This is a genomic window from Streptomyces sp. NPDC003042 (genome assembly GCF_053591315.1).
Genome location: NZ_JBSFTP010000070.1, coordinates 1 through 12330, shown reverse-complemented (window position 1 = coordinate 12330; position 12330 = coordinate 1). Strand labels below are relative to the sequence as shown.

Sequence of the window (12330 nt, the reverse complement as noted above, 5' to 3'; positions counted from 1 at the left end):
TGCCGTCGGGACATCACGAAATGGAGATCACTGTGTCCGTCGTCAAGAGCGCCCTCCCGGATGCCGAACTGAAGGTCGTCGGCGAAGCGCTGCAGGGCGCGCTGGTGGATCTGGTGGACCTGGCGCTCACCGCCAAGCAGGTGCACTGGAACGTGGTCGGCCCCCGCTTCCGCTCGGTCCACCTCCAGCTCGACGAAGTCGTCACATCGGCCCGCACCCATTCCGACGTGGTCGCCGAACGGGCGTCCGCCCTCGGAGTGACCCCGGACGGCCGACCGGCCACGGTGGCGTCGACCAGCGCCATCTCCGGCGTGCCGGAGGGGTGGGTGAAGGACGAGGACGCGGTACGGATCCTGGTGGACGCCCTGGGCGCGGTGATCACCCGCATGCGCCGGCGCATCCAGGAGACGGCAGACCCCGACCCGGTCACCCAGGACGTCCTGATCGGCCTCACCGGCGACCTCGAGAAGCATCACTGGATGTTCCAGGCCGAAAGCGCCTGAGCAGGCCAAGAGCATGACAATGCGCTGACCTGCGAAGCAATGCGTTTCAAGAGGTTTCGTGGCGTGACAGCGCGTTCCGTGAACGTACGGAACTTCACCGGAATCCGGCGGCCGACCGGAACGTTTCCGGAAGCCGAGTGCGCCGAGCCGGTCGACGTTCAGCTGCACTCGGCCGTGGGGCCTCTCGGCCTGACCCGCGCCGAACGGCCGCGATCACGCCGAGAGGAACGGCTCCGTCAAATGCGGCGTCGCCAGGTGCAGCGTGGTGGCGGTTTCGCGGCCGAGCACGCGCTCCCTCGAGTGCCTGGCCGCCACAGGGTCGACCTCGTGCGTGTAGGCGAGCTCGGGGTGGAGCAGCTGGAGCGCGTGCACCAGGAGGTCGCCGGTGACGAGCGCCAGCTCGCGCCCGTCGGCGACCAGCACGCTCTGGTGTCCGGGCGTATGACCGGGCGTGGCGACCGCGCGCCCGGCGCGCAGCGGCGTGTCCCCGTCGAGGAGCCGGAGCCGACCGGCGGCCGCGAGCGGGTCGGTGAGGGTCTCGCGAAGCTGCGGGTTGAGCGCGTCGAGGGCGTCGAACTCGGCCCGCTGGAGCAGGTATTCGGCGTTCGGGAAATAGGGGCGGCGGCCGCTGGTCGCGCCGCCGGCTGATGGGACGGCCGCCTCGGTCACGACCGCCCACCCGACGTGGTCGGTGTGCAGATGTGTGAGCACCACGGTGTCGACTTCGGCCGGGTCGATGCCCGCGGCGGCGAGCGACTCGGGGAGCGCACCGGGCACGGGCGCCCACGAGCTGGCCGGGCTGTCCGCCGGACCGATCCCGGCGTCCACGACGGTGAGGCCCTTGTCGCCGCGGATCGCGTACGCGCGGAACTGGAGCCGCCAGCGGCCCTCGGCGTCGACCGCGCCCGGGTCGTAGCGGTCGGCCTCGGCCCACTGAGCGGCCGTGGCCTCGGGGAAGGCCTCGGCGCGCGGGGAGAAGAACGGGCCCTCGCCGTCGGCGAGGGCGATGATCTCGGTCGAGCCGATCCAGAGGCGGGGAACGCTGAGCGACATGGCCGCGATCCTGCCATGCCTTCCACGTGGGTGGTGACTCGCCCCATGCCGTGATGATCTCGACGTGGGGCGAGCTGATCTCCCGTCCACCGCTCGCCGAGATCGCGGCGTCTCATGGGCGTACCAAGGGTGCTGTCCGACGAGGAGATCGCTGAGCGACTCGGGGCGGGAGCGTAACGGCGACGAGATCACCCGCACCTACGGCATCCGGTACCACGCCGCGGTGGCCGCGATCGTGACCATCGCGGACCGGTCCCGACGCATCGACCATCTACGGGCGTCCATTGCCACGCACGACGCGGGGCACCGGCTCACCGGGGCGGACTTCGATCCGGCGCACCGGATCGACGCGATCGTTGCCGCGCACCAGGCTCTCCCGCTGGACTGACCCGGGCTCCGCCGCGCTCCCCGCTCGGTCCACGGGAGCGGTTACGGGAGCGGTTACGGGACCGGGCGGGCCGGTGTCGTCGTCCGGTCGCAGGAGAGGCGCAGCGCGTTCAAGGCGTTCCAGGCCGACTCGGGAGCGAACATCGTCGTCGAGGTGGTCCGACCAGGGAAGAACAGTACGTAGCCCTGCGCGAGAGGGGAGAGGTCGCCCCACGGCTCCCGGTGGTGCGCACGCCCGAGCGTGTGTCCGCACAGGTCGCAGGCGATCCAGGGGACGACCAGAAGGCCGGTCGAGGCGTCGTCCGCGCCGATGGAGGTACCGGGGAGTGGAGCCGTGTCGGCGTCCTCGATGAGCCTCAGTGAGGCGTCGTCGGCGCTGTCGCTGTCGTGGGTGCCCCGGCATCGTCGGACGGCGGGCGCGAGCGTCGTCCACATGCCCCAGTCCTCGCACGCCACGGCGATCTCGGCCCGCATCGTCTCGCTGATCGCGATCTGGTGCTCGAGGAGGCTGACGACGAGCAGGTCGAGCCCGGCCTCCTGTTCCCCGATCTGCCGGCAGTCCATGAACTCCTGGGCCGGGACCGGCGGGAGGAGCGCGGCGAACCGGCCCCACTGGGTTGCTTCATCGATCACCCGGTCGAGGCTACCCCTGGGCTGATCAACGGTACGGCCGGCCTGCGGCCCTCGCCCTGTGGCCGATCCCGGTAACGCAGTGTAGTTGCTCGACGTGCCCTTCCCGGCGGCCCGTGCCAGGCTGATGCGGGGCCGCTCGATGGCCCCACCCCCTCACTAGGAGTGAACTCAGCATGGGTATCAAGGACGAGATGAACGAGAAGGCCCAGCAGGCCAAGCAGAAGCTTCAGGGCAAGAAGGACGAGGTCTCCGAGCGCACGCAGAGTGAGCAGGAGCGTCTGCGCAAGGAGAAGATCGAAGAGGCGAAGCGCACGAAGGACCGGTTCAACGAAGGCCGGTAGCCCGCACCGCCGCACCGTCGGCGCGAGCCCGTCCGCCTGGAACACGGCGGACGGGCTCTCTGCGCGCAACAAGGGTCAGCGGCGGGTCGGGGTGCGGTGGAGGAGTTCCAGCCGCTGGTGGGCGAGTTTGAGGTGGCGGGGGTCGAGCGCGGGCAGGTCGTGCAGGAGGCGGATGAGCTCGGGGCCGGTCGCGAGGGCCGCCGAGGGCTCCTTGAGCTGGGTCCAGCAGTACAGGGCGCCGGCTGCCGCGGCGGCCACTTCGGGGGCCTCCGGGGGCTGGTCGGCCAGGCGGGTTCGGCCCGCGCAGGTCCACAGTTGTGTCGCGAGCCGGAAGTCGCCCGCCATCCGGGCGAGATCGGCGCGGATCTCCGCCCATTCGGTCGCCTCCCGCGAGGCGTAGCCGAAGGTCTGGAGCACGTACTGCTCCCACGCCTGGGCGAGTGTGGCCGCTTCGAGGTGCCGCCCGGAGGTGGCCAGGGCGTGCAGATGCGGCCGGGGGTCGCTGTCGCTGCGGCCGGGGGCGGTCGGCGGCGCCTGCGGCCTGGGCGGTACGGGGGTGACGGGCGTGACGGAGGTGGCGGGGTGAGGAGCGCGTACCGGCTCCTGGCGGGCCGGGGCGTCGAGTTCGCGGGCTGTCGGCAGGACGAGGGCGCCGGGCGGCAGCGCGGCGGCTCCCACCGCGAGGGCGTGCACCTGCAAGTTGGGCGGCCGGGTGGGGCTGCTGCTCAGCTGGTTGATCCACTGCCGCGTGTAGCTGCTCACGACGTTGCCGCCGCCGGCGAAGCCGGGCGGGCACACCACTCCGTAGACCTCGGCGGACGGGGAGGCGGGCAGGCTGCCGTACTCCCGCAGCAGTGGCCACGCCGCCTTGTCCGCCGCGAGGTCGAGCAGCACGGTCGTCAGGCCGGCGGGGCGCTCCCGCAGTTCGCCGGCCAGCCACTCCCAGGGCAGTGCCGTGTAGCGGACACCGGCGGCCGTGGTCCCCGCCAGGGCGAGGTGGAGGCGGCGGCCGCGGCGGTCGACGGTCAGCCGGCCGGAGAGGTAGACCAGGAGCGGACCGGGCGTGGCGGCGGCCATGCGCAGCCGCATCAGTACGGTGTTCGGATCCCGGGCCCCGTCGAGATACGTCGTGTCGCAGGGGACGTCGCTGTTCAACAGCATCGAGACGGGCACCACCCCGAGCGCGGCCAGGTTCTCGCTGGGCGCGACTTGAAGGCTGCGGCGGCGCACCGCGGCGTCCCCCGCTATGAGGAGGACGTGCCCCCGCTGCTGTTCCCGCCCGATGTTGCGCATGGACAGACCGTACTCACTGCGCGCACCCCGGGTGGATGGTGGCCGTCATTCCTCACCCCTGCCCGCGCGTGCGTCCTGCGGACCAGGCCTGGGCGAACAGTTCGTGCGGGGGCAGCGGTGGGAGCAGGCGGGTGAAGGGGGACGCGACCTCCGAGGTGTCGGCGCAGGCCAGGTGGGGGGCGAGTTTGGCGGTCTCCAGGGGCAGGTGGGGGGCCTTGAGGTCGCTCCACGCGCCCGGGACGAAGGCCGTGCGGCCCGCGCGGGCGCGTCTGCCGCTCTCGACCGCGCCGGCGGCCACCAGCTCGGCCTGGGCCGCCTTGTGCCGGGCGGGCGTCCAGCCGTTCCAGCGGCGGACGTTCTGGTCGGTGGGGCGGGCCAGTGCCAGGAGTTGCAGGTACAGGGCGGACGCGTCGGCGCCGACGCCGAGGGCGGCGCCGACCTCGGCGACCAGTTCGGGCGTGCTCAGCGCCGGGTTCAGTTCGTAACCGCCGGGCGGGAGAGGGGTCGTGGCCACGCGGGCGACGATGCGGGCGAGGCCGCCGTCGTACACGGCCCGTACGCGTTGTACGGCGTCCCGGACGCGGGGCAGGGCGAGTTCGCCGCACAGGCGCAGCGCCCGCTCCACCCGCTCCGGGTCGGCCAGTGTGGCCGGCCGCAGGAACACGTCGTGGCCGGGGACCGCGACCACGAACAGCCCGTCGTCGTAGGCCAGTGACGGCTCGGTGTCCTCGCGGAACGGCGGCTGCGGGCAGGGCAGCACGGCGCCCTCGTACGGGGTGAAGGCCGGGTCAGCGGCCGCCGCCCGGGCCAGTTCGGGGTGCCAGCCCAGTGGGAGCAGCGTCAGCGGATCGTCCAGCAGCGTCCGCAGCGCGCCGTACAGGGCGACGGCGCCCGCCGCGGGCGGGTCGCCGACCGGCCGCTCCGTCAGCGCCCAGGCCACGACGGACGCGGGCTCCCGGTGCGGTGGGCGGCCGGGGTACACGCAGCGTCCGGCGGCGCCGTCCGGTTCGGCATGGTGCAGCGCGAGGCCGCCGCTCCGGTTGCCGACCAGCACGAACCGGGCGCCGTCGAGCGGGGTGTCCGAGGGCGTGCGGCCGGCCGGCAGGGCGCGGGCCCAGGCGTCGCCGAGGCCGAGGTCGGCCTCCAGCGCGCCGGCCAGGCCCTCGTCGACGTACGGGGTGGTGCCGAGCAGCCGCGCCCACGCGGCGGCCATCCGCTCGGCCGCGGCCGTCATGCCGCCGGGCGCCCACAGTTCGGCCGGGTCCGCCGGGACGCCGGCCGCGAGTACCGCCCGGCATCCGGCCTCCCCGAGCCGGTGGCGGAGGCTGTCGTACTCCCGGGCCGTGGCCTTGTTCGCCTTGTACGGGGCCGCGCGCAGCGCCTTCAGGTGCTCGGCGCTCCGGTCGCGCCCCGGCAGCCCGCCGAGGACCAGGGCGGCGATCGAGCGCCTGGCTCCCGTACGCCACGAGAAGACGTCCAGCGCCTCGGGCGTCAGGGCGAGCGGTCCGCGCTCCGCCACCAGGCGGAGCAGCAGGGGCAGCCGCCGCGCGTCGTCCCGGTCGATCGTGAAGGTCTCGAAGGTCTCAGGGGTCCCAGGGGTCCCAGGGGTCCCACAGGTCTCGCGGTCCGCAGCGGTCGCGGGCGCCGGGTCGGCCGCGGGCTGCACGAACCGCGCCAGGCCGCGCCGTTCCACGCCGGAGGCGACCAGGCCCCCGGCGGTCCGGCACCGCTCCAGCTCCGCCTCGGGCGCCCGGCCGGTGCGCCACGCACCTGCGCGCTCGGCGAACGGCTGCCCGCTCCAGGTCTCCAGCAGCGCGGCCAGGGCCGCGCGGTCCTCGGTGGGGGTGGTCTCCACGGCGGCCCGCCAGGCCACCGCGTCGATCCCGCCGAGCAGCCCCGCCCAGTCGTCGGGGTCCGCGGGCCGGGCGAGGCGCCGCGTCTCGTCGTCGATCTCGCCGCGCAGGTAGCGGCCGTCCGCCGCGAGCGCCGTCAGCGTCGCCGGCTGTGGCCCGGGCACGTAGGCCCGGTACGGGCGCACCTCGGGCAGCAGCCCGCCCAACGCGGGCGCCAGGACACTGTCCGCCACCGCCGAGGGCAGTTCCACCACCGGCCCGGACCGCATGAGGGCGACGCGCCGCGACAGCTCCTCCCGCCGTCGGCGGACGTCGGCGGCCAGCAGCGCCGCGCGCACCACGCCGTCCACCACGCGCGGTTCGCGCACCTCGGGCAGGACCCGGGCGACCTCCGTGCGGACAGCGGACTCGCCCGCGCGGGCGGCCGCGTCCAGGAGCGCCCGTACGGCGTCCTCCTCCACCGCGCGCAGCGCCTTGGAGGAGGACGCGTCGCGCTCGGTGAGGAAATGCCAGTACGCGGGCGGCGGCACCGGCCCCACGCTGTGGGAGGCGAGCCGCCTGCGCGGCGCGTGGTCGGGGCCGAAGAGTCCGTGGACCTCCCACAGCAGGGAGCCGTCCTCGGCGGCGTGGCAGCGGATCTTCATCTCGCCCGCCAGTACGCCGTCCTCCCCGCCCTCGGGCATCCGGACGATGCCCCAGGGCCGCCGGCCGGGCCGCCCGCTGCGGTAGCGGGCGCGGCGGCCGTCCATGCCCTCCAGCAGGAACTCGTTCGGCGAGGGCCCCGCGTACGCCGTGCGGTACAGCACCCGGCAGCCCACCAGGGCCCCGTCCTGGCCCAGGGGTGAGACGGGCGCTCCCTCGGGCAGGGCCGCCAGGGTCAGCTGGTCCCTGAAGAGCGCCATCCCCGGCGGGATCTCGCCCGTGCGGTGGAAATCGGGCAGCGTGCTGTCGGCGCCGCGCGTCCCGGTCAGGGGATCGACGCGCGCCCAGCCGTGCGCCCTGCCGAACACCCGGGAACTCCAGAACCGGCGGCCGTCGCTCATCTGGAGGTCGTGGTGGTCGATGCCCTCCCGGCCGCCGGGGCGCAGGACCCGCTCGCCGTCGTGCCGGCCCTCACCGTCCGGGCTCTCGAACTGGAAGCCGAGGCCGCCCTGGATGCCGCTTTCGTACGGCCGCAGCCCCAAGCGCTCCTGCGGCTCGAAGACCTCGTCGGGGCGGTCGGACCAGAAGGCGTGCCTGCCGAAGGAGTCGGCGGGCTCTGTCGTCCAGCTGACCAGGAACCGGCCGCCCGCGAAGTGGACGACGCCGCGCGCCGTGTCCTCGGGCAGCTCGAAGGTGCAGGAGGCGCGGACGCCCGCGTGGTCCACGGCGACGGCCCGCCGCCTGCCGTACACCGTCAGGACCGGCCAGGTGCAGGTCACGCCCTCGACCTCGCCGGGGGCGAAGCCGGCCAGGGCCGTGTCCAGGGCGGGCCAGCCCAACTCCTCGGGGAGCCCGGCCCGCAGGCTGCGCGCGAGGGAGCCGGTCAGGTCCAGCGGTGCCAGGGCCTCCTCGATGCCGTCCAGGGCCGTGGCCGTCGGGCGGTCCAGCAGTTCCCGCAGTTCCTCCACGGCCTCGTCCGCCGCGGCGAGTCCGCCGCCCGCCAGCGCGCGCAGGAGGCTCTCGACCCTGGTGTGCACCTCGGCGGCGATGCCGGCGTTCTGCGGCAGCCGGGTGATCGCGGTGCCGCCACCGCGCAGGGCGGCGTGGACCGTGCCCTCCAGCCGCGGCCCGAACACGGGGTCGGCCGCCAGGGCCTTGAGGTCGCGCCGTGAACCCTCGCCCCAGAAGTACAGCCGTATCGCCTCGCCCGGGTCGTGCACCGCGATGCCCTCGGCGAGGCAGAGGTCGAGCAGGTCCGCGTCCAGCCCGGGGTAGCGCCAGCGGTCCTGGTGCAGCTTCACCGGCTGCTCCGCCGCGCGCAGCCGGGGCGCGAACCGGGCGACGAGGTCGAACAGTTCCGGCGGCATCGGCTGCCGCGTCACGCCCCCGTACGGCACCCGGCGGTGAGCGTACGCGCGCGTGTACCTCCCCAGCCAGGCGGCGAGGCCGCCCTCCGGGGTCACCCGCCCGCCGGCAACCGCGTCGGCCGCGCCCGAGCGCAGCAGCAGGCGCAGCCAGGGCGCGGCGTCGCCGCGCGACTCCGGGAACACCTCCATCAGCAGGGCGTCGACCTCGTCGCCCTGCGGGTGCTCGGCCAGCAGGGCGGCGACCGCGTCCAGCAGGGTGTCCGGTACGGCCTTCCCGCGCGCGGCGCCGATCATCCGGGCCAGCACCCGGGCGTCCTCGGCGGGACCGAGGCCCGCGGCGCGCGCCGACGCGCGGACCCGCCGGGCGAGATCGGCCGGCAGCTCGCCGGGCGAGGCCGCCCACGCGGTGAGGACCCGTACGAACTCCTCGTGTGCGTCGGCCGCTTCCAGCGCGTCGGCCAGCCATCCCTGGTGCCCGCTCAGCTCCTTGACGGGGAGCGCCCCCGCCCCGGCGAAGAGCAGCACGTTCTCCCGGCGCCAGGCTGGGTCCACGCGCAGGGCGTGCTCGCGCTCGGCCTTGCGGGCCAGCGTGTACGCCCGCCCGGCGACCTTCCGGTCCCAGGAGATCAGCCGCTGGGCCGCCGTGTCCCAGAACCAGGGCAGGTGGGGCGGGGGCAGCCGGTGGGCGAGGGACTCCAGCCCGTCGATGGCGCGGCCCGCCTTCGGGTACGCGTCGGATATGCGGGTCCGCACCTCGACGAGCAGGGCGAGCGCGGCGCTCTCGGCGCCCGGGTCGTGCGCCCGCACCCAGGCGGCGTACGCCTGCGACCTGCTGGGGTCCGAGGGAAGCGGCACGGAAGTGTTCATGCGTCAGATCCTGGCACGCGCCACTGACATCGCCGCCCGGCGCCTCCCCTGATCGCGTCGGGCGGGCGGCATCTCTTCCAGGACACCGCGCGGACCCTCGCACGGATCGCGAGCCACCTGAGCACCGCGCCCGCGCCTTCGTCGTGGTGATGTGGCTGCGCCACTTGCCCGCACATCGGTGAGGCGACCGCCGATTCGCGCCGGGGCGGGGTAGGACACCAGCATGGCTGGAATTGAACTGGCGAGTCCCGCGTTCGACGACGGAGCGTTCATCCCGGGCCGCCATGCGAAGGACGGCGACAACGTCTCGCCCACCCTGACATGGTCCGGCGTGCCCGAGGGCACAGCGGAGCTGCTGTTGCTGTGCGAGGACCCGGACGCGCCCAGTGGGACCTTCGTGCACTGGCTCGTCACCGGCATCGACCCCACGAGCCACGGTGTCCGTGCCGGGCAGACCCCCCGGGGCGGGCAGGAGCGGCCCACCGGCTGGGGCGAGCCCGGCTGGGGAGGGCCGCGGCCGCCCCACGGCGACCAGGCCCACCGGTACTTCTTTCGCATCTACGCGCTTCCCGAGCCGGTGTCGCTGCCCGACGGCGCGACCGCCGACGACGTGCACGCCGCGGTGGACGACCGGCAACTGGCCAGCGGCACCCTCGTCGGCCTCTACCAGCGCTGACGGGGTGACTGGGGCCGGCCGCCGGGCCGCTACCGGGAGCGCGCTTCGCGCGTCTTCGAACGGTTCTCCTTGCGGATCGCTTCCAGCAGTTCGCTCCTGCTCATCCGTGAACGGCCGCTGATGTCCAGACGCTGGGCCAGGTCGTACAGGTGCTGCTTGGTGGCCTGCTCGTCGACGCCCTCACCACTGCGGGCCGGCTGGTCGCGGGGCGTGTCGGCGCGCGGGTCCGAGGGACCCTTGCGGCCGTGCTCCTTGCGCTCCCAGTGGTCCGCGACCTTCTCGTACGTGTGCTTGAGCGCGCTGAAGGCGACCCGGTGGGCCCGTTCGCCCTCCCCGTACTGCTCCACAGCCGCGTCGTGGGCCTTGATCCAGGTGCGCTGCGCCTCCTTGGGCGAGCGCTCCAGCGTCGAAGGAAGCTCTTCGCGTCCTGGCATTGGATTGGTCACCTCCGGTGATGTGCGGGGCGGGGCGGATACCGCTCCCGTCAGTGGGGTCAGGGTGGGGTCAGGAGGGGGAAACGTTCTCGGCCTGGGGTCCCTTGGGGCCCTGGACGACGTCGAACTGCACCTTCTGACCCTCGCCGAGTTCGCGGTACCCGGTCGAGGCGATGGCCGAGTAGTGGACGAAGACGTCCGGACCTCCGCCGTCCTGCTCGATGAAGCCGAAGCCCTTCTCGGCGTTGAACCACTTCACAGTGCCAGTAGCCATCTCTTCTTCTTCTCCTTCGTGCGGGCACGGAACCTGCGGGGGATCGTCGCGACCACCCCGAACCGTGCGGCGCATTCACGCACCCCGGCGCCTTCCCCTGATCGCATGACCCATGCGCCCTTCCTGCGGCGCGCGCTGTTTCCCCGCCCCTTTCACGGGCAGCCGCCCCGAGGGGCCCTCGCCCGGCGGAAGGACAGCGAGATGAGAGAGCACACACCCGATGACGCCTCGCGGAAGGACACCTCCGCGCGGGCGCGCGGCAGCGAGGAACCGGGAGCCTCCTCCGGCTCGGAGCGCCAGGCACAGGAGCGTGTCGTGCCCGGCACCGCCAGTGCCCGGGAGGGATACCACCAGGAGGGCACCGGCAGCGGCGAGCCCCTGACCGGGGTCGAGGCCGACGAGCGGGACGAGGCGGGGAACGCGCACAGGAGGAGGAAGCAGCGATGAGGGACAAACCGAGCGCCAAGGACGTCGTCGGCGCCATCAAGGACGTCGACTTCCCGGCGAAGAAGGAGGATCTGGTCCAGGCGGCACGCAGGACGGGCGCCTCGGACGAGGTCGTCAAGGCACTGCGCGGCATTCCGCCCGACGAGTACGCGAACCGCGACGAGGTGGCCCGTTCCGTGCGGGTCGATCCCGCGTCCGACCTCGGCCAGAGTTCCGCGCAGCGCGCGCAGCAGGCGCGCCAGGGCGGCCGGCCGGGCCAGTCGCAGCACATGCGGGAGGTTCCCAAGCCGCCGATCCAGGAGGAACTGGACGGCTGAGGACGGCTGAGGCCCGCTCCCGCGCGGGGGCCGACTGGCCCGCCCGTGGATACCTCGCGCGACCGGATGGTGTGGCATCGCGAAGGACACCGGGCGCGGGCGCGATGCTCGTGCCCGGACGCCACCCACCACCGTCCCGCCGTCCGTTCGTCCACCGGAGGTAGCCCGGCCGTGACCGCCGACCCACGCACCACCGTCGTCGTCATCACCCACAACCGCCGCGATCAGCTGCTGCACACCCTCGACCGGCTGGCCGGGCTGCCCGAGCGCCCGCCGGTGATCGTCGTCGACAACGCGTCGAGCGATGGCACCGGGGACGCCGTCGCCCGCGTGCGGCCGGCGGTCACCCTCCTGACACCCGGCCTCAACCTGGGCGCCCCGGGCCGCAACATCGGCGTACGGCACGCCCGTACGCCGTACGTGGCGTTCAGCGACGACGACTCCTGGTGGGAGCCCGGGGCGCTGGGGCGCGCGGCGGACCTGCTGGACCGGCACGACCGGCTGGGGCTGGTCGCCGCCGGCATCCGGGTGGGCCCCGGCGGGGAGCCGGACCCGCTGAACGCCATGCTCGCCGCGTCCCCGCTCGGCTGCGCCGCCGATCTGCCCGGGCCGCGGGTCCTGGGTTTCCTGGCCTGCGCCGCCGTGGCCCGGCGGGACGCGTACCTGGAGGCCGGCGGCTACCACCCGCTCCTGTTCCTGGGCGGCGAGGAGACCCTGCTGGCCTATGACCTGACGGCCCGCGGGTGGGCCGTGTGCCACGTTCCCGACGTGGTGGCCGTGCACCGTCCCACCGGCGGGGTGCGGCCCGGCCGGCCCGCCGTCCAGCGACGCAACGCCGTGCTGACCGCATGGCTGCGCCGGCCGGTGACCGTGGCGCTGGGGCACACGCGCAGGCTCGCCGTCGAGGCCCGGCGCGACCCGGAGGCACGCCGGGCGCTGCTGGAGACCCTCACACGCCTGCCGACGGCGCTACGGGCCCGGCGACGGCTCCCGGCGGCCGTGGAGGCGGCTGCGCGTCTCGTGGACGCCTGACGGCCCGCCTGCGGTCCTCCCCGGGGGCCGGTCAGGTGGTCAGGTGTTGGGTTCGGTCAGGTGTTGGGTTCGGCGGCGCTGATGTCGGCGAGGGCGGACGTCTCGTCGCGGTCGACGGCGAGGTCGCCGATCGAGACGATGCCGACGGGGCGCTCGCCTTCCATGACCGGCAGCCTGCGCAGCGCGTGGGTGCGCATCAGCTCGACGGCCC

General features: G+C 74.3%; 14 protein-coding genes. 7 read left to right on the top strand and 7 right to left on the bottom strand.

Annotated features, from left to right (window positions below; translation table 11 throughout):
- Positions 1-32: 32 nt before the first annotated feature.
- Entirely contained in the window at positions 33-503 is a 471-nt protein-coding gene (locus ACWDYJ_RS27780; RefSeq protein ID WP_451568354.1) for a Dps family protein, read from the top strand.
- Positions 504-716: 213 nt separating this feature from the next.
- Here the strand turns inward: ACWDYJ_RS27780 and ACWDYJ_RS27775 are convergent, their stop codons facing one another.
- A complete protein-coding gene (locus ACWDYJ_RS27775; RefSeq protein WP_451568327.1) occupies positions 717-1556 on the bottom strand; it encodes an MBL fold metallo-hydrolase in 840 nt (279 codons plus the stop codon).
- A 223-nt stretch (positions 1557-1779) separates the two neighbouring features.
- On the opposite strand from ACWDYJ_RS27775, the gene ACWDYJ_RS27770 reads away from it, so the two are divergent.
- Entirely contained in the window at positions 1780-1944 is a 165-nt protein-coding gene (locus tag ACWDYJ_RS27770) for a hypothetical protein (protein ID WP_451568326.1), read from the top strand.
- A gap of 53 nt (positions 1945-1997) precedes the next feature.
- Here the strand turns inward: ACWDYJ_RS27770 and ACWDYJ_RS27765 are convergent, their stop codons facing one another.
- Complete coding sequence (locus ACWDYJ_RS27765) at positions 1998-2576, bottom strand: hypothetical protein (protein ID WP_451568325.1); 579 nt, start codon at positions 2574-2576, stop codon at positions 1998-2000.
- Between the two features lie 173 nt (positions 2577-2749).
- Between ACWDYJ_RS27765 and ACWDYJ_RS27760 the strand changes: the two genes are divergently transcribed.
- Positions 2750-2917 (top strand): hypothetical protein, encoded by a 168-nt coding sequence (locus ACWDYJ_RS27760; RefSeq protein ID WP_451568324.1) that lies wholly within the window; start codon positions 2750-2752, stop codon positions 2915-2917.
- Positions 2918-2992: 75 nt separating this feature from the next.
- Here ACWDYJ_RS27760 and ACWDYJ_RS27755 read toward each other — a convergent pair whose 3' ends face one another.
- Complete coding sequence (locus ACWDYJ_RS27755) at positions 2993-4210, bottom strand: hypothetical protein (protein ID WP_451568323.1); 1218 nt, start codon at positions 4208-4210, stop codon at positions 2993-2995.
- Between the two features lie 52 nt (positions 4211-4262).
- Positions 4263-8939, bottom strand: a complete 4677-nt coding sequence (locus tag ACWDYJ_RS27750; protein WP_451568322.1) for a hypothetical protein — start codon at positions 8937-8939, stop codon at positions 4263-4265.
- Positions 8940-9162: 223 nt separating this feature from the next.
- Here ACWDYJ_RS27750 and ACWDYJ_RS27745 point away from each other — a divergent pair, with 223 nt between their 5' ends.
- Positions 9163-9615: a YbhB/YbcL family Raf kinase inhibitor-like protein gene (locus ACWDYJ_RS27745; RefSeq protein WP_451568321.1), complete on the top strand. Its 453-nt coding sequence runs from the start codon at positions 9163-9165 to the stop codon at positions 9613-9615.
- A 29-nt stretch (positions 9616-9644) separates the two neighbouring features.
- Here the strand turns inward: ACWDYJ_RS27745 and ACWDYJ_RS27740 are convergent, their stop codons facing one another.
- Both ACWDYJ_RS27740 and ACWDYJ_RS27735 read right to left on the bottom strand, forming a co-directional pair.
- Positions 9645-10049, bottom strand: a complete 405-nt coding sequence (locus tag ACWDYJ_RS27740; RefSeq protein ID WP_451568320.1) for a ChaB family protein — start codon at positions 10047-10049, stop codon at positions 9645-9647.
- Between the two features lie 70 nt (positions 10050-10119).
- Positions 10120-10323, bottom strand: coding sequence for a cold-shock protein (locus tag ACWDYJ_RS27735; RefSeq protein ID WP_451568319.1), 204 nt, complete (start codon positions 10321-10323; stop codon positions 10120-10122).
- Positions 10324-10524: 201 nt separating this feature from the next.
- On the opposite strand from ACWDYJ_RS27735, the gene ACWDYJ_RS27730 reads away from it, so the two are divergent.
- The 3 genes from ACWDYJ_RS27730 to ACWDYJ_RS27720 all read left to right on the top strand — a co-directional run bounded on the left by ACWDYJ_RS27730 (position 10525) and on the right by ACWDYJ_RS27720 (position 12119).
- Positions 10525-10770 (top strand): hypothetical protein, encoded by a 246-nt coding sequence (locus ACWDYJ_RS27730; RefSeq protein WP_451568318.1) that lies wholly within the window; start codon positions 10525-10527, stop codon positions 10768-10770.
- Positions 10767-11087, top strand: coding sequence for a DUF2795 domain-containing protein (locus ACWDYJ_RS27725; protein ID WP_451568317.1), 321 nt, complete (start codon positions 10767-10769; stop codon positions 11085-11087). The genes ACWDYJ_RS27730 and ACWDYJ_RS27725 overlap by 4 nt, the downstream gene beginning before the upstream one ends.
- A 171-nt stretch (positions 11088-11258) precedes the next feature.
- On the top strand, positions 11259-12119 hold the full coding sequence (locus ACWDYJ_RS27720) for a glycosyltransferase (RefSeq protein WP_451568316.1): 861 nt from the start codon (positions 11259-11261) through the stop codon (positions 12117-12119).
- Positions 12120-12175: 56 nt separating this feature from the next.
- Here ACWDYJ_RS27720 and ACWDYJ_RS27715 read toward each other — a convergent pair whose 3' ends face one another.
- A complete protein-coding gene (locus ACWDYJ_RS27715) occupies positions 12176-12316 on the bottom strand; it encodes a hypothetical protein (RefSeq protein ID WP_451568353.1) in 141 nt (46 codons plus the stop codon).
- Between the last annotated feature and the right edge of the window lie 14 nt (positions 12317-12330).